At 63.6% G+C, this 21,322-nt stretch carries 20 protein-coding genes; 12 read left to right on the top strand and 8 right to left on the bottom strand.

Features of this window, described 5'->3' with window-relative positions:
* Positions 1-165: 165 nt before the first annotated feature.
* From serS to purF, 3 genes are all read left to right on the top strand, one after another.
* Entirely contained in the window at positions 166-1,461 is a 1,296-nt protein-coding gene (serS, locus tag AB5Y89_RS00545) for a serine--tRNA ligase (RefSeq protein ID WP_039039009.1), read from the top strand.
* A gap of 175 nt (positions 1,462-1,636) precedes the next feature.
* Positions 1,637-2,128, top strand: a complete 492-nt coding sequence (locus AB5Y89_RS00550; protein WP_010674522.1) for a CvpA family protein — start codon at positions 1,637-1,639, stop codon at positions 2,126-2,128.
* 18 nt (positions 2,129-2,146) lie between these two features.
* Positions 2,147-3,667 carry an amidophosphoribosyltransferase gene (gene purF / locus AB5Y89_RS00555; protein ID WP_010674523.1) on the top strand — a complete coding sequence of 507 codons (1,521 nt, stop codon included), beginning with the start codon at positions 2,147-2,149 and terminating at the stop codon, positions 3,665-3,667.
* A gap of 89 nt (positions 3,668-3,756) precedes the next feature.
* Here the strand turns inward: purF and AB5Y89_RS00560 are convergent, their stop codons facing one another.
* A complete protein-coding gene (locus tag AB5Y89_RS00560) occupies positions 3,757-5,187 on the bottom strand; it encodes a 6-phospho-beta-glucosidase (protein ID WP_368222640.1) in 1,431 nt (476 codons plus the stop codon).
* 31 nt (positions 5,188-5,218) lie between these two features.
* On the bottom strand, positions 5,219-6,673 hold the full coding sequence (gene ascF, locus AB5Y89_RS00565) for a PTS cellobiose/arbutin/salicin transporter subunit IIBC (RefSeq protein WP_128296697.1): 1,455 nt from the start codon (positions 6,671-6,673) through the stop codon (positions 5,219-5,221).
* Between the two features lie 253 nt (positions 6,674-6,926).
* Here ascF and AB5Y89_RS00570 point away from each other — a divergent pair, with 253 nt between their 5' ends.
* Both AB5Y89_RS00570 and miaE read left to right on the top strand, forming a co-directional pair.
* Entirely contained in the window at positions 6,927-7,937 is a 1,011-nt protein-coding gene (locus tag AB5Y89_RS00570) for a LacI family DNA-binding transcriptional regulator (RefSeq protein ID WP_103243232.1), read from the top strand.
* 93 nt (positions 7,938-8,030) lie between these two features.
* On the top strand, positions 8,031-8,789 hold the full coding sequence (gene miaE / locus AB5Y89_RS00575) for a tRNA-(ms[2]io[6]A)-hydroxylase (RefSeq protein ID WP_042016277.1): 759 nt from the start codon (positions 8,031-8,033) through the stop codon (positions 8,787-8,789).
* 138 nt (positions 8,790-8,927) lie between these two features.
* On the opposite strand, the gene AB5Y89_RS00580 is transcribed toward miaE, so the two are convergent.
* From AB5Y89_RS00580 to pspF, 6 genes are all read right to left on the bottom strand, one after another.
* Positions 8,928-9,713: an ABC transporter ATP-binding protein gene (locus AB5Y89_RS00580; protein WP_039039015.1), complete on the bottom strand. Its 786-nt coding sequence runs from the start codon at positions 9,711-9,713 to the stop codon at positions 8,928-8,930.
* A gap of 82 nt (positions 9,714-9,795) precedes the next feature.
* The gene (locus tag AB5Y89_RS00585) at positions 9,796-10,794 is read right to left on the bottom strand and encodes an oligopeptide/dipeptide ABC transporter ATP-binding protein (RefSeq protein WP_010674529.1); all 999 of its coding nucleotides are present in this window, start codon (positions 10,792-10,794) and stop codon (positions 9,796-9,798) included.
* A gap of 79 nt (positions 10,795-10,873) precedes the next feature.
* The gene (locus AB5Y89_RS00590) at positions 10,874-11,767 is read right to left on the bottom strand and encodes an ABC transporter permease subunit (RefSeq protein ID WP_010674530.1); all 894 of its coding nucleotides are present in this window, start codon (positions 11,765-11,767) and stop codon (positions 10,874-10,876) included.
* 89 nt (positions 11,768-11,856) lie between these two features.
* Complete coding sequence (locus AB5Y89_RS00595; RefSeq protein WP_368222641.1) at positions 11,857-12,816, bottom strand: ABC transporter permease; 960 nt, start codon at positions 12,814-12,816, stop codon at positions 11,857-11,859.
* Positions 12,817-12,877: 61 nt separating this feature from the next.
* Positions 12,878-14,473: an ABC transporter substrate-binding protein SapA gene (gene sapA, locus AB5Y89_RS00600; protein WP_010674532.1), complete on the bottom strand. Its 1,596-nt coding sequence runs from the start codon at positions 14,471-14,473 to the stop codon at positions 12,878-12,880.
* Positions 14,474-14,609: 136 nt separating this feature from the next.
* Entirely contained in the window at positions 14,610-15,656 is a 1,047-nt protein-coding gene (gene pspF / locus AB5Y89_RS00605) for a phage shock protein operon transcriptional activator (RefSeq protein ID WP_368222642.1), read from the bottom strand.
* Between the two features lie 196 nt (positions 15,657-15,852).
* Between pspF and pspA the strand changes: the two genes are divergently transcribed.
* The 7 genes from pspA to AB5Y89_RS00640 all read left to right on the top strand — a co-directional run bounded on the left by pspA (position 15,853) and on the right by AB5Y89_RS00640 (position 21,197).
* Entirely contained in the window at positions 15,853-16,533 is a 681-nt protein-coding gene (pspA, locus tag AB5Y89_RS00610; RefSeq protein WP_368222644.1) for a phage shock protein PspA, read from the top strand.
* Between the two features lie 3 nt (positions 16,534-16,536).
* Positions 16,537-16,773 (top strand): envelope stress response membrane protein PspB, encoded by a 237-nt coding sequence (pspB, locus tag AB5Y89_RS00615; RefSeq protein ID WP_005300084.1) that lies wholly within the window; start codon positions 16,537-16,539, stop codon positions 16,771-16,773.
* A 106-nt stretch (positions 16,774-16,879) separates the two neighbouring features.
* Positions 16,880-17,284 carry an envelope stress response membrane protein PspC gene (pspC, locus tag AB5Y89_RS00620; RefSeq protein ID WP_010674535.1) on the top strand — a complete coding sequence of 135 codons (405 nt, stop codon included), beginning with the start codon at positions 16,880-16,882 and terminating at the stop codon, positions 17,282-17,284.
* Positions 17,285-17,356: 72 nt separating this feature from the next.
* Positions 17,357-18,763 (top strand): YcjX family protein, encoded by a 1,407-nt coding sequence (locus AB5Y89_RS00625; protein ID WP_139738018.1) that lies wholly within the window; start codon positions 17,357-17,359, stop codon positions 18,761-18,763.
* 49 nt (positions 18,764-18,812) lie between these two features.
* Positions 18,813-19,856, top strand: a complete 1,044-nt coding sequence (locus tag AB5Y89_RS00630; protein ID WP_368222646.1) for a YcjF family protein — start codon at positions 18,813-18,815, stop codon at positions 19,854-19,856.
* 166 nt (positions 19,857-20,022) lie between these two features.
* On the top strand, positions 20,023-20,817 hold the full coding sequence (gene phhA / locus AB5Y89_RS00635) for a phenylalanine 4-monooxygenase (RefSeq protein ID WP_279989509.1): 795 nt from the start codon (positions 20,023-20,025) through the stop codon (positions 20,815-20,817).
* A gap of 41 nt (positions 20,818-20,858) precedes the next feature.
* Entirely contained in the window at positions 20,859-21,197 is a 339-nt protein-coding gene (locus AB5Y89_RS00640) for a 4a-hydroxytetrahydrobiopterin dehydratase (RefSeq protein WP_010674539.1), read from the top strand.
* The last annotated feature ends 125 nt before the right edge of the window (positions 21,198-21,322 follow it).

The raw sequence follows: 21,322 nt of genomic DNA on the forward strand, positions 1-21,322 counted from the left end.
TGCCCGTCTGACCCCGGTTGTCTTGGCCTTGCACCATCTTCTTGATTTCGAAGGCCCGATTCCGAAGGCAAAGGGGTGCGCCAACCGATGTTAACTTCCGGATCTGTTTCCCAACCCGGTCACGATGACCCGGGCCCAGATCCCATTAAAAAAAGTAGGTAAACCATGCTGGATCCCAAATATCTGCGCAGCGACATCACCGAAGCTGCCGCTCGTCTGGCGACACGTGGCTACGTTTTGGACGTAGCGGCGGTCAATGTTCTGGAAGAGAAACGCAAGGATCTGCAGTCCCGCACCCAGGAGCTGCAGGCCGAGCGCAACGCCCGCTCCAAGTCCATCGGTGAGGCTGCCCGTCGTGGTGAAGATGTTGCCCCCCTCAAGGCCGAGGTGACCAAGATCAACGACGAGCTCGAGACCAGCAAGGTCGAGCTGGAGGCCCTGCTGGCCCAGCTCAAGGGGATCGCCGACGCCATCCCCAACCTGCCGAGCGAGACCACCCCGGTGGGCCGTGACGAGAACGACAACGTGGAGGTCCGCCGCTGGGGTACCCCGCGTGAGTTCGATTTCCCGGTACGCGATCACATCGATCTGGGTGAGGCGGCCAAGGGGGTCGACTTCAAGAACGGCGTCAAGCTCTCCGGCGCCCGTTTCGTGGTCATGAAGGGCCAGATTGCCCGTCTGCACCGCGCCCTGGCCCAGTTCATGCTGGACCTGCACACCCTGCAGCACGGCTACACCGAGTGCTACGTGCCCTATCTGGTCAACCCGGACAGCCTGTACGGCACCGGCCAGCTGCCCAAGTTCTCCCAGGATCTCTTCAATACCGGTATCGAAGGGGAAGGGGAAGACGAAGGCAAGGTGCGCAAGTTCTCCCTCATCCCGACCTCCGAAGTGCCGCTCACCAACATGGCCCGTGACGAGATCTTCGACGAGCAGGAGCTGCCCATCAAGATGACCGCCCACAGCCCCTGCTTCCGCTCCGAAGCGGGCTCCTACGGTCGTGATACCCGTGGCCTCATCCGTATGCACCAGTTCGACAAGGTCGAGATGGTGCAACTGGTGCACCCGGAAAAATCCTGGGATGCCCTGGAAGAGATGGTGGGTCACGCCGAGAAGGTGCTGCAGTTGCTGGAGCTGCCGTATCGCGTGATGGCACTTTCCACCGGTGACATGGGCTTCTGCGCCGCCAAGACCTACGATCTGGAAGTGTGGCTGCCGGCCCAGAACACCTATCGCGAGATCTCCTCCGTCTCCAACTGCACCGACTTCCAGGCGCGCCGCATGCAGGCTCGCGTGCGCATCGACGGCAAGCCGCAGCTCATTCACACCCTGAATGGTTCCGGTCTGGCGGTGGGTCGTACCCTGGTGGCCGTGCTCGAGAACTACCAGCAGGCAGATGGCCGCATCGCCATCCCGGCTGCGCTGCAATCCTACATGGGCGGCCTGACCCACATCGGGTAAGCGCTCGTTGCAGACGACAACGCCATGGCATGCCATGGCGTTGTGCATTCTGGGCCCGGGAAACCCGCCGCAAGGGGAAGGGATAGCTCCCTTCGGGCCTGTAACACAATTTTATCAAGCATTGCGCAATCGTTTTTGTTAGACTGCGCCGCAATTTCGCAGGACATCTTTTTCTATGGTCTGGATTGATTACGCCATCATCGGCATCGTCGGTTTCTCCGCCCTCATCAGCCTGGTGCGCGGCTTTCTCAAGGAGGCCATGTCTCTGGTCACCTGGTTCGTCGCCTTTTTCATTGCCAGCCATTTCTATCCCGATCTCGCCGTCTATTTCACCTCTTTCTCCGATGCCATGGTTCGCAACGGTCTGGCCATCGCCGCCCTGTTCGTGGCGACCCTGATCCTGGGGAGCGTGGTGAACTACGTGGTGGGCCTGCTGGTGGAAAAGACCGGGCTTTCCGGCACCGACAGGGTGCTCGGGGTCTGTTTTGGCGCCATTCGCGGGGTGCTGATCGTCAGCGCCCTGCTGTTTTTCATGGATACCTTCACCAGCCTCTCCCAGAGCGACTGGTGGGTGGCGTCCAGGCTGGTGCCGGAGTTCAAGCCGGTGATCCAGTGGTTTTTCGGGTTCATGATGAACTCGTCCAGTTTTCTTCAACAGGTACAGTGACTTCGAGGTAGCAAAGACATGTGCGGTATTGTCGGTATAGTTGGCACCACCCCCGTCAATCAGGCCCTCTACGACGCCTTGACGGTGTTGCAGCACAGGGGACAGGATGCCGCCGGGATCGTGACCATTGACAGTGGAAACTTCCGGCAACGCAAGGCCAACGGTCTGGTGAAGGATGTGTTTGAAGTGCGCCACATGCAGCGCCTGAAAGGGAATATCGGCATCGGACACGTCCGTTATCCCACAGCAGGCAGCTCCAGTGCGGCAGAGGCGCAGCCGTTTTACGTGAACTCCCCCTACGGCATGGTGCTGGCCCACAACGGCAACCTCACCAACGCCAAGGAGCTCAAGGAGCAGCAGTTCAAGGTGGCCCGCCGCCACATCAACACCACCTCGGACTCCGAAGTGCTGTTGAACGTGCTGGCCCACGAGCTGGACTTGTGCGACAAGATGGCGCTGCGCCCGGAAGATATCTTCTCGGCGGTGCGCAAGGTGCACCAGCAGATCCGCGGTGCCTATGCCGTGGTCTCTCTGGTGATCGGCCACGGCCTCATCGGGTTCCGCGACCCCAACGGCATTCGCCCGCTGATCCTGGGTCGCCGGGTCGACGAGCAGGGGCAGGTGGAGTACATGCTCGCCTCCGAGAGCGTGGCCCTCGACGCCATCGGCTTCGAGACGGTGCGTGACGTCGCCCCGGGCGAGGCCATTTACATCACCGAGCAGGGCCAGCTCTTCTCCGAGCAGTGTGCGGAGAACCCGCAGATGAACCCCTGCATCTTCGAATACGTCTACTTCGCCCGTCCCGACTCCTTCATCGACAAGGTCTCCGTCTATGCCGCCCGCCTCAACATGGGTCGTAAGCTGGGCCAGAAGATCGCACGGGAGTGGGACGATCTCGACGTGGACGTGGTCATCCCCATCCCCGAGACCTCCTGCGACGTGGCGCTGGAAATCGCCCACACCCTGGGCCTGCCGTACCGTCAGGGCTTCGTGAAGAACCGCTACATCGGCCGTACCTTCATCATGCCGGGCCAGACCCAGCGCAAGAAGTCGGTGCGCCGCAAGCTCAACGCCATCAGCTCCGAATTCAAGGGCAAGAAGGTGTTGCTGGTGGACGACTCCATCGTGCGGGGCACCACCTCCGAGCAGATCATCCAGATGGCCCGTGAAGCGGGGGCCGCCAAGGTCTACTTCGCCTCGGCCGCGCCGGAAATTCGCTTCCCCAACGTCTACGGCATCGATATGCCCACCGCCAACGAGCTCATTGCCCATGGCCGTGAAGTGGAAGAGGTGTGCAAGCTTATCGGTGCCGACGGCCTCATCTTCCAGGATCTGGAAGATCTGGAAGAGGCGGTGCGGGAGATCAACCCCGAGCTGCGCCACTTCGAGACCTCGGTCTTCAACGGTCACTATGTGACCTCCGACGTGGATCAGGGTTATCTGGACCACCTCAATGCCCTGCGCAGCGACGACAACAAGGCCGTGCGCGAGTGGCAGGAAGGGACCAGCAACCTCGAGATCTTCAACGAAGGCAGTTAAACGTTTTCAGATTGCCAGCGTGATGAACAACAGGGGGGCCTCGGCCCCCCTGTTGCATGGATGCGCCTTGCGGCGAAACTGAGGGGGGCTCAGGCCAGATCCTCCCCGTTGCTCGCGATCACCTTCTTGTACCACCAGAACGACTTCTTGCGCCGGCGGGTCAGGGTGCCATGGCCGGCGTCGTCCCGGTCCACGTGGACGAAGCCATAGCGCTTGCTCATCTCGCCGGTGGAGGCGGAGACGAGATCGATGCAGCCCCAGCTGGTGTACCCCATCAGGGGCACGCCGTCCTCGATGGCGTCCCCCATGGCCTCGATGTGGGCGCGCAGGTAGGCGATGCGGTAGTCGTCCTCTATCTCCCCTTGCTCGTTCACTTCGTCCACTGCACCCAAGCCGTTTTCCACCAGGAAGAGGGGCTTCTGGTAGCGATCGTGCAAGGTGTTGAGGGTGATGCGAAGGCCCAGGGGGTCGATGCCCCAACCCCACTCGCTCACCTCGATATGGGGATTGCGCAGGGACTTGACCACGTTGGCCTCGCTGGTGTTGCCCGCATTCATGTCGGCGGCGGCGCAGCGGGAGGCGTAGTAGCTGAAGGAGACGAAATCCACGGTGTGCCTGAGGATCTCGTCATCTTCCGGCCCCTTCACCAGGGTGACCCCCTTGTCACGAAACACCCTCTGCGCATAGGCCGGATAGGCGCCCCTGGCCTGTACGTCGATGAAGAGGAGGTTCTCCCGATCTTTCTGGAGGGCGGTCCAGACGTCGGCGGGCTTGCAGGAGTAGGGGTAGAAGTTGCCCCCCGCCAGCATGCAGCCCACCTGGTTGGCCGGGTTCACCTCGTGGGCGATCCGGGTCGCCAGGGCGCTGGCCACCAGCTCGTGGTGGGCAGCCTGATACTTCACCTGATCCTGGTGCTCCCCTTGCTCGAACACCAGCCCCGCCCCGGAGAAGGGGCTGTGCAGCAGGATGTTGATCTCGTTGAAGGTGAGCCAGTACTTCACCAGGCCGTCGAACTGCTCGAAGCAGGTGCGGGCGTAGCGGGTGAAAAACTCCACCATCTGGCGGTTGCGCCAGGAGCCGTACTCGGTCACCAGGTGCATGGGCACATCGAAGTGGCACAGGGTCACCAGGGGCTCGATGTTGTACTTTCTGCACTCCTCGAACACCGCACGGTAGAAGGCGATGCCCTCGGCATTGGGCTCGCGCTCGTCCCCCCTGGGGTAGAGACGGGCCCAGGCGATGGAGGTGCGAAACACGGTGAAGCCCATCTCGGCCATCAGGGCGATGTCCTCCCGATAGCGGTGATAGAAGTCGATGGCCCCGTGGCTTGGGTAGAACTCGTCATCTTGCAGGGTGATGCGCTTCTCCTGGCCGAGTTTGACCGCCATGCGGCGCGGGCCATGGGGGATCATGTCCACCGTGGTCAGCCCCTTGCCCCCCTCGAGATAGCCGCCCTCCGCCTGATTGGCGGCCAGGGCACCGCCCCAGAGAAAGCCCTCGGGAAATCTTGTTAACGACATTGGTTACCTCTTGTCATGTCTGAATGGGGTGTCACAGCCCGGCCTGCGCCTGGCTGGTGGCGACGGGTTGCACGGGCTCGGCGCGGGGGGCCGGGCTCTCGACCGGGATGTCCTCGAACCCCATCACCAGGGTCAGCACGAAGGAGAGCACCACCGAGAGGGCCATCACGCCGAACACCCAGGCGATGGTCATGGGGTTGGCCGGATCGAAGAACTGCACGCTGGTAAAGAGCCCGGGGGCGGCCATGGAGTGGCTGGCGAGCCCCGCCATGCCGGCGACGGCGCCGCAGACAAAGCCGCTGATGAGGCTCGCGATGAGCGGACGCTTGAGGCGCAGGGCCACACCGTAGAGCGCGGGTTCGGAGATCCCCGCCATGATGGCGGAGGCGGCCGCCGCGAGCGCCGTCTGGCGCAGTTCCGGGTTTCGGGTGCGCCAGGCCACTGCCAGGGACGAGCCGCCAAGAGAGAGATTGGCGCCGATTTCGGAGGGCATCACCATGCCTTCCTTGCCGGTCTCGGCGATGGTCTGGATGATGGTCGGGGTGAAAACGCGGTGCATGCCGGTCATCACCAGCAGGGGCCAGAGCGCCCCCATGATGGCCACCGACAGCCAGCCCAGGTAGTCGTGGACCGTGTAGACCAGGCCGGAGATGGCGGTGCCAATCCAGATGCCGACGGGGCCGATGAAGAGGATGGCCAGCGGCGCCGCGATCAGCACGATCAGCATGGGTTTGAGGAAGTTCTTGGTGACCGCCGGGGTGATGCGGTCGACCCAGCCCTCGATGTAGGAGAGGCACCAGGTCATCACCAGCGCCGGAATGACGGTGTAGGTGTATTTGACCGCGGTCACCGGGACCAGGGCGAAGGTCACCTGCTCCCCTTCGGCGGCTCTGGCCATCAGCTCGATGAAGCTGGGGTGTACCAGCACCCCGGCGATGGCGATGGCCAGGGACATGTTGGTCTTGAACTTGACGGCGGCGGAGGCGGCCACCATCAGGGGCAGGAAGAAGAAGGCCCCATCCCCGGCTACCGTGAGGATGGTGAGGGTCGAGGAGCCTTTCTCCAGCACGCCGGTCATCTCCAGCACCATGGCCAGCAGCTTGAGCATGGAGCCGCCGATGATGGCCGGGATGAGGGGGGACATGGTGCCAATCAGGGCGTCGAGGATGGCAGCGCCCATGCGGCGCAGGCTCCAGCCAGCGGAAGCCTCCGCAAGCGGAGTCTGCCCGCCGCCCTGGGGCAGCAGGGCCAGCACCTCGCGATAGGCGTGGGAGACGGTGTTGCCGATGATCACCTGACACTGGTTGTCCGCCTGCACCACCCCGAGCACGCCCGTGATGGCCTTGAGGGCAGGGCCATTGACCCGGGCGGGATCGCCGAGCACAAAGCGCAGCCGCGTCATGCAGTGGGTCACGGCGACGACGTTGTCGGCGCCGCCGAGTGCGGTGATGACGGTACCGGCCAGAGCCGCATAGTTTTTTGACATCGAGGTAGATCCTTTTAACCAAGTGGGCCTGCTCGCCCCCGCCGCCGCGAAGGGCGGGAACGCGCATGAAACTGAATGTGGAACCGGTTCCACATAGAGTGCGCGGCCTGAGCGCGGGAGACAAGCACCTTGTGCAGCGAGCGTCCGGATCCGTGAATGGGATCACTGAACCCGGGCCAGCACACCATTCGTGCGACGACAAGCCGGGGGCGGTGCAGTACACTGCGCCCCGTTACGAGCAAGGGAGAACACAATGACGACGATGCTGGAGGTGGCAAGGCGGGCAGGGGTGTCGAAGGCGACGGTCTCCCGGGTGTTGTCGGGCAATGGTTACACCAGCCAGGAGACCCGGGACCGGGTGCAGCAGGCCATCGAGGAGTGCGGCTATCGCCCCAACCTGGTGGCGAGGCAGCTGGCGACCAGGCATACCCGGACCCTGGGACTGGTGGTCACCAACACCCTCTACCACGGCGTCTACTTCGGCGAGCTGCTCTCCCAGGTGGCGCGGATGACCGAGGATCGCGGGCGCCAGCTCATACTGGCGGACGGCAAGCACAGCGCCGACGAGGAGCGCCAGGCCATCCAGTATCTGCTCGATTCCCGTTGCGATGGCGTCATCATCTATCCACGTTTTCTTGGGGTGGAGGAGATGGACGAGATCATCGAGCAGCATGAGCAGCCCATCATGGTGCTCAACCGGCGTCTGAGCCGCCATCCGGCCCACTGCGTCTATGCGGATCAGCAGGCGGCGGCGGAGGCGGTGGTGGACAAGCTGGTGGCCATGGGGCACAGGGAGATCGCCTTCATTGCAGGCTCTGCGGATTCCCCCACCGGCGCCGAGCGCCTGGCCGGCTACCGGCAGGCGCTGATCCGGCACGGCATCCCCGTGCAGGAGACCTTGATCGCCCCCGGCAAATGGACCCCCGCCTGTGGCGCGGCCGCCGTCTCGGCCCTGCTGGCGCGAGGCGCTCGCTTCAGCGCCCTGGTGGCCAGCAACGATGACATGGCGATCGGGGCCATCAAACGGCTGCACGAAGCCGGTGTGATGGTGCCTGACGAGGTCTCGGTGGTGGGGTTTGACGACATCCCCCTGGCCCCTTACGTCATTCCCGCGCTGTCGAGCGTCAAGATGCCGGTGAACGGGATGATCCAGGAGACCATCAACCGCCTGATCACCATGGTGGAGGAGGGGAGCCGGGACGCACTGCCCGCCTTCAGCGGCACCCTGATCCGCCGCGACTCCCTCAGGCGTCTGACGGGCTGAGCCATGATGGCGGTGGGCAGGCCGGGCGGGATCCGTTAGCATAGGCCCCCCGGCGCCAGGCGCCGCGTGTCGTATCAACAGATGAGAGTTCAGATGGATGACCTGTTAGCCCCCGTTCGCCAGTTCCTGCATTGCGAGACCCCGGATGAGTGGGTGGAAATGGCGCGGGATCCCGCCCAGTTGCCGACCCTGCTTATCGATCACGCCAACTGCGAGAACAAGGCGGCACTCACCGCCCACAGCCTGGTGCGCCGCTACTGCCTGCCCAAGGAGAAGCGTCACCTGCTGCCCAAGCTGACTTTCTACCGGGAGCTCGATGCCTTGCCGGAGAAGGCGGAGATCCTCGGCAAGCGCACCATGGGCGAATCAGACAGGAGCGTGTTTGCCGAGCTGGAGCGCAATCCCCTGCTGTTCCCCATGGTGCGCCTCATCCAGGAGGAGCTGCACCACTTCGAGCAGGTGCTGGAGATCATGGCCGCACGGGGCATCCCCTATGGTCCCGTCACCGCCTCCCGCTATGCCCGCAGCCTGCTGACCCATGTGCGCACCTACGAGCCGGCGGCCGTGGTGGACAAGATGATCATCGGTGCCTATATCGAAGCGCGATCCTGCGAGCGTTTTGCCAGGCTGGCCCCTCATCTGGACGAGGAGCTTGGCCGCTTCTATGTCTCCCTGCTGCGCTCGGAGGCGCGTCACTATCAGGACTACCTGGCCCTGGCACAGACGTTCGCAGACGAAGACATCAGCGAGCGGGTGGCCTTCTTCGGTCGCCTGGAGGCCGAGCTCATCTGTTCGCCGGATCCGCAATTCCGGTTCCATAGCGGACTGCCTGTCAGATCTGACAGTTGTTGAGGTGATGGGGGCTGCCTACCATTCCCCTGTTCCTACTACGAGCGACGCAATCACTTTTTGAGCGCAATCCCCCGGCGACTGATGAGACATCAGGCCGGGTTTTTTTATGTCTGGCGCAAGGGGAAACGCGCCGCGGGATCAGCGGCGGTATTCGTTGTTGTAGTTCTGAATGAGGCGGCGGGTGACGTCGTGCTGGGGATCGGCGAAGACCCGCAAGGTCTTGCCGCGCTCCACCACACGGCCTTCGTGCATCACCAGCACCTCGTCGCTGATGTGGCTCACGATCCCCAGATCGTTGGCCACCAGCACATAGCTCAGCCCCATGGTCTCCTGCATCTCCAGCAGCAGGTTGATGATCTGGGAGCGTACCGAAATATCCAGGGTCGAGAGTGCCTCGTCCGCCACCACTATCTTGGGATTGAGGATGAGCGCCCGTGCCAGCCCCACCCGCTGCTGCTGGCCGGCGGAGAGCATCTGGGGATAGAAGAGGGCGTGGTCGGGCAGCATGCCCACCATGCGCAGGGTCTGGATCACCTTCTCCCGGCGCTCCTCCTCGCTCAGGGCCGTGTTGAGGCGAAGGGGGGTCTCCAGGATCTGGCCGACCCGGATTTTCCGGTTAAGGGAGGTGTTGGGGTCCTGGAAGATCATCCGCAGCAGCTTGCAGCGGGTCTGGTAATCGCCGTGGACCATGGGTTGCCCCTCGATGGCGATCTCCCCGCCACTCGGTTCAATCATGCCCGCCAGAATGCGGGCCAGGGTGCTCTTGCCCGAGCCCGCCTCCCCGACGATGGCCAGGGTCTGGCCCACCTCGAGATCGAACGAGAGGGGCTTTATTGCCTCCACCGCGCGGCGCCTGAACAGGCCGGTGCGGTTCTGGTAGGTCTTGCACAGGCCCCTGACCTGCAACAGGGAAGGTTCGGTCACGACGTGGTCTCCTTGGGTGTGCTCGCCGGATAGAGGGGCTGACGGGGCGGGCAGGTGCCCCGGATCAGGGTCTGGTGCCGGTTCATTTCTTCGGTTCTTCCATGTTGAGCGGGAAGTGGCAACTGAACTGATGCCCCTTGACCTTGCTCATCAGCGGTGTCTGCACGCACTGCTTCTGGGCGTAGGGGCAGCGTGGGCCGAGGCGGCAGCCGATGGGCAGGTGCTGCAGCGGCGGTATCACCCCGGGCAGGGTCTCGAGCCGGGACTTGTGGCGCACCAGTTTGTCAAAGTCCGGGATGGACTTGAGCAGGGCATCCGTATAGGGGTGGTGAGGGGATTCCAGGATCTGGTCCCGGGTCCCCACTTCCACCATCTGGCCGCAATACATGATGTTGAGGGTGTCGGTCAGGTTCGCGATGGCGGCGATGTCGTTGCTGATAATGAGGATGGTGGTATTGCCCAGCTTGTTCATCTTGTCCAGCAACCGCAGGATCTGGGAGTGGGTGGTGGACTCCATGGCGCTGGTGGGCTCGTCCGCCACCAACAGGCGCGGCTGGTTGGCGATGGCCATGGCGATCATCACCTTCTGGCACATGCCGTCTGACAGCTCGTGGGGATAGGCCCGCATCACCTTGCGGTGATCCTTGACCCCGACCCGGTGCAGCAGGGCGATGGCCCGCTTCTTGCGCCACTGGAAGCGCTGCCAGAACTTGCCGGTGAAGGCGCTGGTGGGGATGGCCTCTTCGAGCTGGGTGCCTATCTCCTCCGAGGGGTCGAGGCAGCTGATGGGGTCCTGGAAGATCATCGCTATCTCCCGCCCCATGATGCGGCGTCGTTCCTTGGGCGCCATGGTCAGCAGATCCATGTCGTTGAAGCGCATCCGGTCGGCGCGCACCGTCCAGTTGTCCTTCTGGATGCCAACGATCACCTTGGCCACCAGGCTCTTGCCCGAGCCGGATTCCCCCACCAGCCCGCGGATCTCCCCCTCGTTCAGGGTCAGGCTGACTCTGTCCACCGCCTTGACCTTGCCCTGGGGGGTGTCGATTTCGATGGTGAGGTTGCGTATATCGAGCAGGGGCATCAGCAATGTCTCCCGTTCAGGGCGCAGCCGGGTCGCTCAGGGCGTCCGGGGGCGGGGATAGATAACAAGGCTGGCAACATCAGTCGTTCCCCTCTTTGAGTGCTTCGCGAATGCCTTCGCCCACCAGGTTGGTCACCAGAACGCTGAACAGAATGGCCATCCCGGGCAGGGTCACCGTCCAGGGGGCCAGATAGATAAGATCGCTCGAATCGGCCAGCATGGCACCCCACTCCGGCTGGGGAGACTGGGCCCCGAGACCGAGGAAGCCCACCGCCGAGATGTCCAGGATGGCGGCGGAGAGGGTGCGGGTGGTCTGGGTCACCAGGGTCTCGACGATGTTCGGCAAGATGGCCAGACGCATGATCCGCTGGGGCGGAGAGCCGTCGAGGCGGCTTGCGATGATGTACTCCTTCTGCATCTCGGCGTGGACCGCGTTGTAGGTCGCCCGGATGAAAGGCGGTATCAACGCGAGCGTGATGGCGATCAGGGTGTTGAACAGACCCGGCCCCAGGATGGCCACGACGATGATGGCCAGCAGCAGGGACGGGATGGAGAGCAGGGTATCGAGCAGGTGATGGAGCACGCTCGACTTCACCCCCTTGCTCATGCCGCCGAGGATGCCGATGGCCGAGCCGATGACCAGCGCGATGAGCACCACCAGCAGGGCGTTGCCGAAGGTGAGCCTGGCCCCGGCCACCAGACGGGAGAGGATGTCGCGCCCCAGATCGTCGGTCCCCAGGAAGTAATCGATGTTGCCGCTGTTGGCCCAGGAGGGGGCGAGCAGCAGGTGGTTGCTGTGCTGATCGTCGATGCCGTAGGGGATCACCAGGGGACCGATGAGGGTCACCAGCAGCAGCAGCCCGAAGCACCAGAGCCCCGCCATGGCCAGCGGGTTGCGCCGGTAGGAGGCCCAGGTCTGCTCCAGGGGGGAGAGGATCTTGAGCTCCGGATAGATGTTCGATTTATCGTGCATGATGCAGGCTCCCGTGCTGGTCGCAAGGGGATGGGCACGCCTGTGCGCCGGTGGCCCATGGGCCGCCCTGGTTCATCCACAGACCGCAATCAATCTTGTCTTGCATAGAGTTCTTTACGCCGTGCCGGATACATGATGGTGGTCAGCAGATCGGTGCTGACGCTGATGAAGATGACGAAGCTCGCCACCACCAGGAAGGCGCCGCGGATGGCGGCATAGTCCTGCAGCGCGATGCTGCTCACCAGCCAGCGGCCGATGCCGGGCCAGTCGAACACCACCTCGGTGATCATGGCGGAGGTGAGCACGCTGCCAAGTTGCAGCCCCAGCAGCGGCAACACGGGGGGCAGGGCGTTCTTGAGCCCGTGACGCCAGACGATCTGGCGGCGGGAGAGTCCGCGGCTGGCGGCGGCCTTGATGTAGTTCTGTTTCATCACGTCGATGAGGGAGCTGCGCACGTGGCGGATCACCTCGGTGGTGGGCACCACGCCCAGCACCAGGGAAGGCAGTACCAGATGGCGCAGGGCGTCGTGCAGGGCCGCCTCCCGCCAGGGCTCCTGGCTCATCAACACATCGACGATGGCGATCCCGGTGATGGAGGGCACGTCGTAGAGCAGGCTGATCTGGCCAGAGGAGGGGAGCCAGCCAAGATCCAGGGAGAAGAACATCACCATCAGCAGCCCCAGCCAGAAGACCGGGATGGCATAGCCGACGAGGCCGGCGGCCATGATGGAGAGATCCGGGCTGCGCCCCTGATAGAGGGCCGCCAGGGTGCCCAGGGGGATGCCCACCAGCAGCGAGATGGCGAAGGCGGCGAGGCAGAGGGTCAGGGTCGCCGGGAAGTAGTGACGGATCTCGTCGAGGACCGGCTGGCCGGAAACGCTGGAGAGCCCGAAATCCCCGGCGGCGATGCGCTGGAGGAAGTCAGGATAGCCGTGCCAGAAATCCAGCACCTGGGTGATGAGGCGAAACTCCAGGAGGTAGGCCCCCAGAGTCAGCACCAGGAGGGTGATCACCAGCAGGGTGATGCGGCGCAGGATATAGAAAAACATGCTTATGCCTCCTGGGGACGGTGCGCCGATGGCCCGACGATGGAGTGGTTATCTATCATGGTCACTCCCGATGGGCCTGGTTGAAGGTGGTGCCGCCAAAGGGCATCAGGGTCAGCCCCTGAATGTCGCTGCGACTCACCTGGGTTCTCAGGGCATGGGCCAGGGGAATGAGCGGCAACTGCTCGTTGAGCAGGGACTGGGCATAGTAATAGTTGCGCAGGCGGAAGGCGAGCTGCGGGGTAGTCACCGCATCGTCCAGCAGCTGATCGAAGGCGGGGCTGCACCAGCGGCTGTAGTTGTTGCCCCGCTCGACGGCGGCGCAGCTCAGCAACTGGCGGAAGAAGTTGTCCGGATCCGCGTTGTCGGCGATCCAGCCCGAGAGCAGGCTGTCATATTGTCCATGGGCGAGCCGGGTCTCGATGACCGGCCAGGCCTGCTGCACTATCTTGAGGCTCACCCCAATCTTGGCGAAATCGCTGCGCATCAGTTGCGCCGTCTTGAGACCGTCCGGGTTGTAAGGACGGGCGCCGGGTTGCACAAGCACCTGCATCTCGAAGCCGTTGGGGTAGCCCGCGTCCTTGAGCAACTGGCGAGCGAGCTTGAGATCCGGCTTGCGCTGGGGCAGGGAGGGATTGTAACCCCAGGAGAGGGGCGGCAGCAGGCTGGCAGCGCTCTGGCCGGTCTCGAAATAGACCGCCTGCAGCAGATTCTGCACATTGATGGCGCTGGCGAGGGCCTGGCGCACCTGCACCTTGTTGAAAGGGGCCTTGCGGGTATTGAGGGCGAGGAAGGCGACGTTCATCCCCGACTGCACCGACAGATCCAGGTGGGAGTCCTTGTCTATCACCGACAGCTGGCTGGCAGAGGGAGTGCTCATCACGTCGCACTCGCCGGTCAGCAGCTTGGCAAGGCGCTTGGAGGATTTGGGCGTGATGTCGTAGATGAGCTGCTCCATTCTGGCCTCGCCGCCCCAGTAGCCGGGGTGACGCAGGTAGCGCACGAACTCGTTGTGGCGATACTCCTTGAAGCTGAAGGGGCCGGTGCCGATGGGGCGGCTGTCCAGCAGCGCCGGGGTGCCGGCCTTTAGCATCTGCTCCCCGTACTCGGCGGAGAGCACGATGGCGTAGTCGCTGGCTAGGGTGGCGAGGAAGGAGGCATCGGGGCGGTTCAGCTCGAACACCACCTCATAGGGCCCCTTCTTGTAGACCCGCTTGATGAGGTTGCCGAGCCCCAGGCTGTAAAAATAGGGGTACTCTCCGCCGGAGACGGCGTGGAAGGGGTGGTGTTCGTCCAGCAGGCGCTGCCAGGTGAACAGGACGTCGTCGGCATTGAAGTGACGGGTCGGACTGAACCAGGGGGTACGGTGGAAGGTCACTCCCTTGCGCAGGGTCAGGGTATAGGAAAGGCCGTCCTCGCTGCTTTGCCAGCGGGTGGCGAGCCCCCCTTCGATGCCGAGGGTGTTGGCATTGACCTCGAGCAGGCGATCGTAAATGGGACGGGCACTGGCATCCAGGGTCGCATCCGAATTGGCAAGCTGCGGGTTGAAGGTTCGGGGTGCCCCTTCGGCACAATAGATGAGCCCGGTTTTGGAGGCTTCATCGCGTTTCTGACAGCCGCTGACCAGGACCAGGAGACCAAGCAGCAGGGGGGTGAGCATTCTCATGTTGGAACCATGTTTTCAGACAGAGTTGCCCGCCAGGGGGCGGGCGCGTTGCGGGGGGCGGCCGGGCAGGCGCTCCCGTCGGGGGTGACGTGCGCCGCGTTATCCGCGCGCACAGACCCGGTGCCAGGCATCAGCCCGCCTCCTGGTTGCCACTGTTGTCATCCCCGTCCAGCAATTGATATTTGCGCAGCATCCCCCGGAACTGGTGATAGCTCAGGGCCAGCAACTGGGCTGCTTTGCGCTGATTATACTGGGATTGCTGCATCGCTTGCTTGAGTAAATTAATCTCGTACTCCGCCACCGCCCCTTTGAGATCCAGCGGCAGGGTCGGAGTCGGGGCAGCCTCTGCCGAGGTCGGCCCGTCCGTGGAAGGGGCGGCGTCACCTCGGGCACGGGGGCGCCAGGGGGAGTCAAAGGGATTGAGCACCAGCTCTGCCAGCGGCAGCTGGGGGTTGCCCTGGCGATAGAGGCTGCGTTCCACCACGTTCTTGAGCTCCCGAACGTTGCCCGGCCAGGGGTAATCTTGCAGCAGCTGGGTCGCCTTGCGCGAGAAGCCGGCAAAGAACGGATACCCCAGCTCCCGGGTCATGCCGTGGGCGAAGTGCTCCGCCAGCATCAGGATGTCCTCGCGCCGCTCCCGCAGGGGGGGCAGGGTGATGACGTCGAAGGCGAGCCGGTCCAGCAGGTCGTGACGAAACCGTCCTTTCTGTGCCAGTGCAGGCAGATCCTCGTTGGTGGCGCACACCAGCCGCACATCCACCTTGAGGGGCTTGGCGCCGCCCACCCGCTCGAACTCCCCGTACTCGATGACCCGCAGCAGTTTTTCCTGCACCCGGGCGCTGGTGGTGGCCAGTTCGTCGAGGAACAGGGTGCCGCCGTCGGCCCGCTCGAAGCGCCCCTGATGACGCTTGGCGGCGCCAGTGAAGGAGCCCGCCTCGTGGCCGAACAGCTCGGTTTCCAGCAGGCTCTCGCTCAAGGTGGCGCAGTTGATGGTGACAAAGCTTTGATCCCAGCGATCCGAGAGATAATGTAGGCGGTGGGCGATGAGCTCCTTGCCGGTCCCACGCTCGCCGATGATGAGCACGGGCTTGCGCAGCGGCGCGAGGCGCGATGCCTGCTCGATGATTTCTAGAAATGCGTTGGATTCACCCAACAGACTTTCCGTGGCCGTGGTCATCCCTGCCCCTGTGAGTTGAAAAATCTGGTTAATCTTACCAAAAGTTGGTTATTTTAATCATCACTTGTTTCCCCGGGACTTGAACTGCATTCTGAGTACCCATATAAATCAACAAGTTAAATATTGTTCCAGATTGGCACACAAGTTGCCATTGTCAATGGAGACACAACCCGATGCCTATCACAGGAGTACAATCATGAGCATTTTTTCTCGCCTGGCCGACATCATCAATTCCAATCTGACGGCCCTGCTCGACAAGGCGGAAGATCCCCAGAAGATGGTGCGTCTGATCATCCAGGAGATGGAAGATGAACTGGTGAAGGAGCGCTCCAATCTGGCCCGCTTCCTCGCGAATCAAAAAGAGATCGGCCGTCAGGTGAGCCGCCATCAGGAGCGGGTCGCCGAGTGGCAGGGCAAGGCCGAGCTGGCCCTGACCAAGGGGCGCGAAGATCTGGCCCGTGCCGCCCTCATCGAGAAGAGCAAGCAGGCGGAGCTTGCCGACGTCCTGTCTCGGGAACAGCAGGCGGTGGACAGCGGCATCGAGAAGCTGGGGGAGGAGATCCGCCAGCTGGAAGCCAAGCTGGAAGACGCCCGTGCCCGCCAGAAGGCGATGGCCATTCGCAGCGAAGCCGCCAGCAGCCGCCTCAACGTGCAAAGCCAGGTGGCCCGTGGCGACAGTCAGGCCGTGGTGAGCAAGTTCGAGCGCATGGAGCGTCGCATCGACGAGATGGAAGCCCGCGCCGATCTGGGGCAGTCCGACAAGGCGCTCGCCCAGCAGTTTGCCGAGCTGGAAGCGGACGACCAGATCAGCCGCGAGCTGGAAGCCATGCGCCAGAAGCTGGGCCAGCACAATCCGGCACCGAAACAGGGAGAGTAACAGATGGAAGATCTGCTGGGTGTATTGATGGTTCCCATGGTGGTCTTCATGGTGGTGGTAGCCCCCATCTGGCTGGTGCTGCACTACCGCGCCAAGGGACGCATTGGCGCCGGCCTTGCCGATGGTGAGCGTGAACAGCTGCAGGGCTTGCTGGTGCGTGCCGAGAAGATGCAGGAACGGGTCGGCGCCCTGGAGTCGATTCTGGATGCCGAGGTTCCTGGTTGGAGAAACAAGGTATGACGGTTTTCAATGAGAGATGTCATGACTGTGGCAAAAAGCCGGAGCGGGCCGAAACCGTATTGGCGTCGATTCTGGATGCGGAAGTCCCCGGTTGGAGGAACAAGGTATGAACAGTGTCAGTCGTGAAGGGCGCAACCTGTACCGGGATCCCCAGCGGGGCAAGATTGCCGGGGTCTGTGCCGGTCTGGCAGAGTACTTCGGGGTGGAGACCTGGATCGTGCGGCTGCTGGCCATCAGTGGTCTCATCTTCGCCGGTTTCATCACCTTCACTGCCTATATTGCCGCCTGGTTCTTGCTCGACAAGAAGCCGGTCACCCTCTACTCCCAGGAAGATGCCGAGTTCGCAGAGGTGCGGATGAAGGCGCGCAGCTGGCAGGCAGGCGTCACACCTCATCAGGCCCTTGCCCGCATCGGCCAGGAGCTGGATGCACTGGAGCCCAGGGTGCAGCGCATCGAGAAGCTGGTGACCTCCAAGGAGTTCACCCTGCAACGGGAGTTCAGCAAGCTCTAATCGTGCCGGGCCGCGAGGATACCGCCTCGCGGCCGTCTCTCTGATGTGATCACAAGGAGAAGAAGACCCGCCTTGATACGCAACAAACTCGAACACTCCTGGTCGGTGCTCCAGCACAAGGCCGTTGACGCGGTGAACCGGGCCCGGGATCGCCACATCAGGCTGGCGGTCACCGGCCTCTCTCGCAGTGGCAAGACCGCGTTTATCACGGCGCTGGTCAATCAACTGGAGCACGCGGCCATCGACGGTCGTCTGCCACTCTGGGACGCCCAGCGCCAGGGACGCATCCTTGGTGCTCGCCGGGTGCCCCAGCAAAACGCCCACATTCCCACCTTTCCCTATGAACGGGGCCTCGATGCCCTGTTTGGCGATCCGCCCGCCTGGCCCGCGCCGACCCGGGGGGTGGCCGAGGTACGCCTCGAGATCCGCTATCGCACCCGCCATCCGCTGCGTCGGCACCTGGGGGAGATCTCCACCCTCTATGTGGATCTGGTGGATTATCCCGGGGAGTGGCTGCTGGATTTGCCGCTGCTGGATCTGAACTACGAGCAGTGGAGCGAGCAGGTGCGGGAGCAACTGCGTCGTCCCGAGCTGCAAGCCCTGGCGGCAGGCTGGTTGACGCCGCTCTGGCAGGCGGATCAAGCCTTCGAGGAGCGGGCCGCCAGCGAACTGGCCGCCCGCTACACCGATTATCTGCACGCCTGCAAGCAGGATCTCGGGCTTCACCTCATCCAGCCCGGGCGTTTCGTGTTGCCTGGCGAGTATGCCGGTGCGCCGCTGCTGCAATTCGTGCCCTGGGTGTGGGAGATGCCCACGCACTCCCCCGAAGACGGCACTCTCTACGCCACCTTCAAGCAGCGCTTCGAGCAGTACAAGCAGCATCTGGTACAGGGCTTCTATGAGCAGCACTTTGCAGGCTTTGATCGCCAGATCGTGCTGGTGGACTGCCTGGCGCCCCTCAATGCCGGTGCCGCGAGCTTTGGTGACATGCAGCAGGCCATCGCCCGCATCATGGAAAGCTTCGCCTACGGCAAGAGCAACTGGTGGCGCCGTCTGTTCGCCCCGCGCATCGACAAGCTGCTGTTTGTGGCGAGCAAGGCCGATCACGTCACGCCGGAGCAGCACGGGCCTCTGGTGTCGCTCCTGCAGCACCTGGTGAGCCGTGGCCGGGGTCAGGCCCGCTTTGAGGGGATAGAGACCGAATGCCTGGCGCTCGCCGCCATCAAGGCCACCGAGGTGGGCAAGGGGGTGGCAGACGGACGGGAATTTCCCGCCATTCGTGGCACTACCCTCTCGGGCGAGCCCTTGCTGCTCTTCCCGGGGGAGGTGCCTGCCCAGATCCCGCCTGCGCAGTGGTGGAAAACTCAAGGGTTTGATTTTCAGGCCTTTCGCCCGCTGCCCATGAGCGCCCATCAGGCGCTCCCCCATATCCGGCTCGATGCGGCGCTGGAATTCCTGCTCGGGGATCACCTCGAATAACGGGTGGGTGGCCCGCTGTGCTCGAGGGGCGCCCACAGGAGAGAATGCGATGAACGATCAGACAAGATGGCGCACCGATGACGCCGCTCCCCTGCAAGGCAAGGTGACGCTGGAGCCCGCGCCCTCGGTGGCAAGCGAAGCGCAGCCACCGGCCCCGGCCCGGCGGCTGGAAGAGGAGAGCTTCGAGCCTCTGGACGCGCTGGACGAGCTCACCGAGGTGGAACCCGCGCTTCACGTCAGGCCTCGGCTCCGTCATCGTCTGCTGGCCTGGGGGCTGGGCGGGGTGGGGCTGCTGTCGCTTGGCCAGTTTGGCGCTTTTCTGGTGGATCAGTTTGCCGCCTCCCCCTTCTGGGGCGGCGCCTGGCTGCTCGCCTCCGGCCTGGTGGCGGTGGGCACAGCCGGGGTGGCGGGGCGCGAATGGCTGCGGCTGCGCACCTTGAAGCGGCGCCAGGATGTGCGCTCAAGAGCCGAGGATCTGCTGGCCCATCAGGGGGTCGGTCAGGGGCAGGCCTTCTGCGAGGCCCTGGCCGAGAAGAGCGGTGACAAGGGGCGGGAAGGGTATCGCACCTGGTTATCCCAGCTTGACGAGAGCCACAGCGATCGGGAAGTGCTGACCCTCTACAGCCAGCTGGTGCTCACCGAGCGGGACAAGCTGGCCCAGGCCCGCGTCGCCAAATGGTCGGGGGAGGCCGCCGTGCTGGTGGCCCTGAGTCCGCTCGCCACCGTCGACATGATGCTGATGCTCTGGCGCAACCTGCGGATGATCGAGGACATCGCCGATGTCTACGCCATCGAGCTCGGCTACTGGAGCCGCATCCGCCTCATTCGTCAGGTGTTTCGCAACATGCTCTATGCGGGGGCCACCGAGCTGGTGACCGAGGTAGGGATGGATCTGCTGGGGGCCGAGCTGACCGCCAAGCTCTCCGCCCGCGCTGCCCAAGGGGTCGGGGCCGGGTTGCTCACCGCGCGCCTCGGGATGCGTACCATGGAGGCCTGTCGTCCGCTCCCCTGGTGTGCCGACGAGAAGCCGAAACTGGGGGAGTTGCGCAAGCGGCTGATCGGTCAGTTGGCGGGTTATCTCAACAAGTCGTGAGGTGGCTGGCACCCGACATGGATGTCACAAATTATTTACAATTGTCAAAAGCAGCCGACCCCGGGGTCGGCTGCTTTTTTGAGGGGCAAACCGTTACAGTGATCCCATGACTCAACGGCCAGTGACCGCCTGGATGGCGGCTGGCACCCGAAGGATGGGAGCACTCATGGCAAGTCTCTACACGGCCCGCCAACCGGATGGGCAGGGCCGGATCCACTACACGGACGAGGAGCACGGCACCTGGCGGATCCTGATTGGACGCCAGCTTGCGGTGCTCGATGGCAAGGCCTGCGATGAATACCAGGCCGGGTTGGCACGCCTCGACCTGCCTCTGGACCGCATCCCCCAGCTGGGCGAGATCAACGCCGCCCTGATGCCCGCCACCGGCTGGTCGGTGGCGGCGGTGCCGGCCCTCATCTCCTTTGATCACTTCTTCGCGCTGCTCGCTGATCGCCGTTTTCCCGTCGCCACCTTCATTCGCCGCCGGGACGAGCTCGACTACCTGCAAGAGCCCGACATCTTCCACGAGATCTTCGGCCACTGCGCCATGCTGACCAACCCGGCCTTTGCCCACTTCACCCACCTGTATGGTCGGCTCGGACTCCATGCGAGCAAGGAGGAGCGGGTCTATCTGGCGCGGCTCTACTGGTTCACGGTGGAGTTCGGTCTCCTGCAGGGGGAGGAGGGGCTGCGTATCTACGGCGGCGGCATTCTCTCCTCCATCGGCGAGACCGCCTATGCCCTCTCGGGCAAGCCCGAATTGCAACCCTTCGATCTGCTGGAGATCCTGCGTACCCCCTATCGCATCGACATCATGCAGCCGACCTATTTCGTGCTGCCTCGTCTCGATACCCTCTATGGTCTGGAGGGGCAGGGGATCATGGCGGCCGTGGCCGAGGCCCGTCGTCTTGGCCTGCGTCCACCCCGCTTTGCCCCCGTTGCCGGCAAGCAGGCGAGCTGACCCGTATTCATTCCCACGATGTTTCATGAAAGGAGTCCCGAATGACTGAACTGGCGAGTCAACGATGCGAGGCGTGCCGTGCCGATGCCCCCAGGGTGAGCGATCAGGAACTGGGGGAGCTGATGCACCTCATCCCCGACTGGCAGCCCCTGGTGGTCAACGGCGAGCTGCAACTGCGTCGTGAATTTGTGTTTCGCAACTTCAAGGAGGGGCTGGCGTTCACCAACCGCCTCGGAGAACTGGCGGAGGCGGAGTTCCATCATCCGGCGATCTTGCTCGAATGGGGCAAGGTGACCGTGAGCTGGTGGACCCACAAGATAGGCGGCTTGCATCGCAACGACTTCATCATGGCAGCACGCACCGACGGGCTAATGAAGTAACCGCCGTCTGGCACCAACGCAGACAGGGCCTGCCCGGTGAAAGCGGGGCAGGCCCGCATTTTTGTGGGGGAGCGCTCGCACTGGCGGGATCGAGTCTGTATTATCCCGTTATTCAGAATGTTAGC

The organism is Aeromonas sp. s4 (assembly GCF_040907855.1).
Taxonomy (GTDB): Bacteria; Pseudomonadota; Gammaproteobacteria; order Enterobacterales; family Aeromonadaceae; genus Aeromonas; species Aeromonas caviae.

Excerpts from the sequence above, each read along its gene's own strand:
- ascF (WP_128296697.1), bottom strand. The coding sequence starts at position 6,673 with ATGTCAAAAAACTATGCGGCTCTGGCCGGTACCGTCATCACCGCACTC.
- AB5Y89_RS00630 (WP_368222646.1), top strand. The coding sequence starts at position 18,813 with ATGAACGATCAGACAAGATGGCGCACCGATGACGCCGCTCCCCTGCAA.
- AB5Y89_RS00570 (WP_103243232.1), top strand. The coding sequence starts at position 6,927 with ATGACGACGATGCTGGAGGTGGCAAGGCGGGCAGGGGTGTCGAAGGCG.
- sapA (WP_010674532.1), bottom strand. The coding sequence starts at position 14,473 with ATGCTCACCCCCCTGCTGCTTGGTCTCCTGGTCCTGGTCAGCGGCTGT.
- pspC (WP_010674535.1), top strand. The coding sequence starts at position 16,880 with ATGAACAGTGTCAGTCGTGAAGGGCGCAACCTGTACCGGGATCCCCAG.
- serS (WP_039039009.1), top strand. The coding sequence starts at position 166 with ATGCTGGATCCCAAATATCTGCGCAGCGACATCACCGAAGCTGCCGCT.
- AB5Y89_RS00590 (WP_010674530.1), bottom strand. The coding sequence starts at position 11,767 with ATGCACGATAAATCGAACATCTATCCGGAGCTCAAGATCCTCTCCCCC.
- AB5Y89_RS00560 (WP_368222640.1), bottom strand. The coding sequence starts at position 5,187 with ATGTCGTTAACAAGATTTCCCGAGGGCTTTCTCTGGGGCGGTGCCCTG.
- AB5Y89_RS00585 (WP_010674529.1), bottom strand. The coding sequence starts at position 10,794 with ATGCCCCTGCTCGATATACGCAACCTCACCATCGAAATCGACACCCCC.
- AB5Y89_RS00640 (WP_010674539.1), top strand. The coding sequence starts at position 20,859 with ATGACTGAACTGGCGAGTCAACGATGCGAGGCGTGCCGTGCCGATGCC.
- pspA (WP_368222644.1), top strand. The coding sequence starts at position 15,853 with ATGAGCATTTTTTCTCGCCTGGCCGACATCATCAATTCCAATCTGACG.
- AB5Y89_RS00595 (WP_368222641.1), bottom strand. The coding sequence starts at position 12,816 with ATGTTTTTCTATATCCTGCGCCGCATCACCCTGCTGGTGATCACCCTC.
- pspF (WP_368222642.1), bottom strand. The coding sequence starts at position 15,656 with ATGACCACGGCCACGGAAAGTCTGTTGGGTGAATCCAACGCATTTCTA.
- purF (WP_010674523.1), top strand. The coding sequence starts at position 2,147 with ATGTGCGGTATTGTCGGTATAGTTGGCACCACCCCCGTCAATCAGGCC.
- miaE (WP_042016277.1), top strand. The coding sequence starts at position 8,031 with ATGGATGACCTGTTAGCCCCCGTTCGCCAGTTCCTGCATTGCGAGACC.
- phhA (WP_279989509.1), top strand. The coding sequence starts at position 20,023 with ATGGCAAGTCTCTACACGGCCCGCCAACCGGATGGGCAGGGCCGGATC.
- pspB (WP_005300084.1), top strand. The coding sequence starts at position 16,537 with ATGGAAGATCTGCTGGGTGTATTGATGGTTCCCATGGTGGTCTTCATG.
- AB5Y89_RS00550 (WP_010674522.1), top strand. The coding sequence starts at position 1,637 with ATGGTCTGGATTGATTACGCCATCATCGGCATCGTCGGTTTCTCCGCC.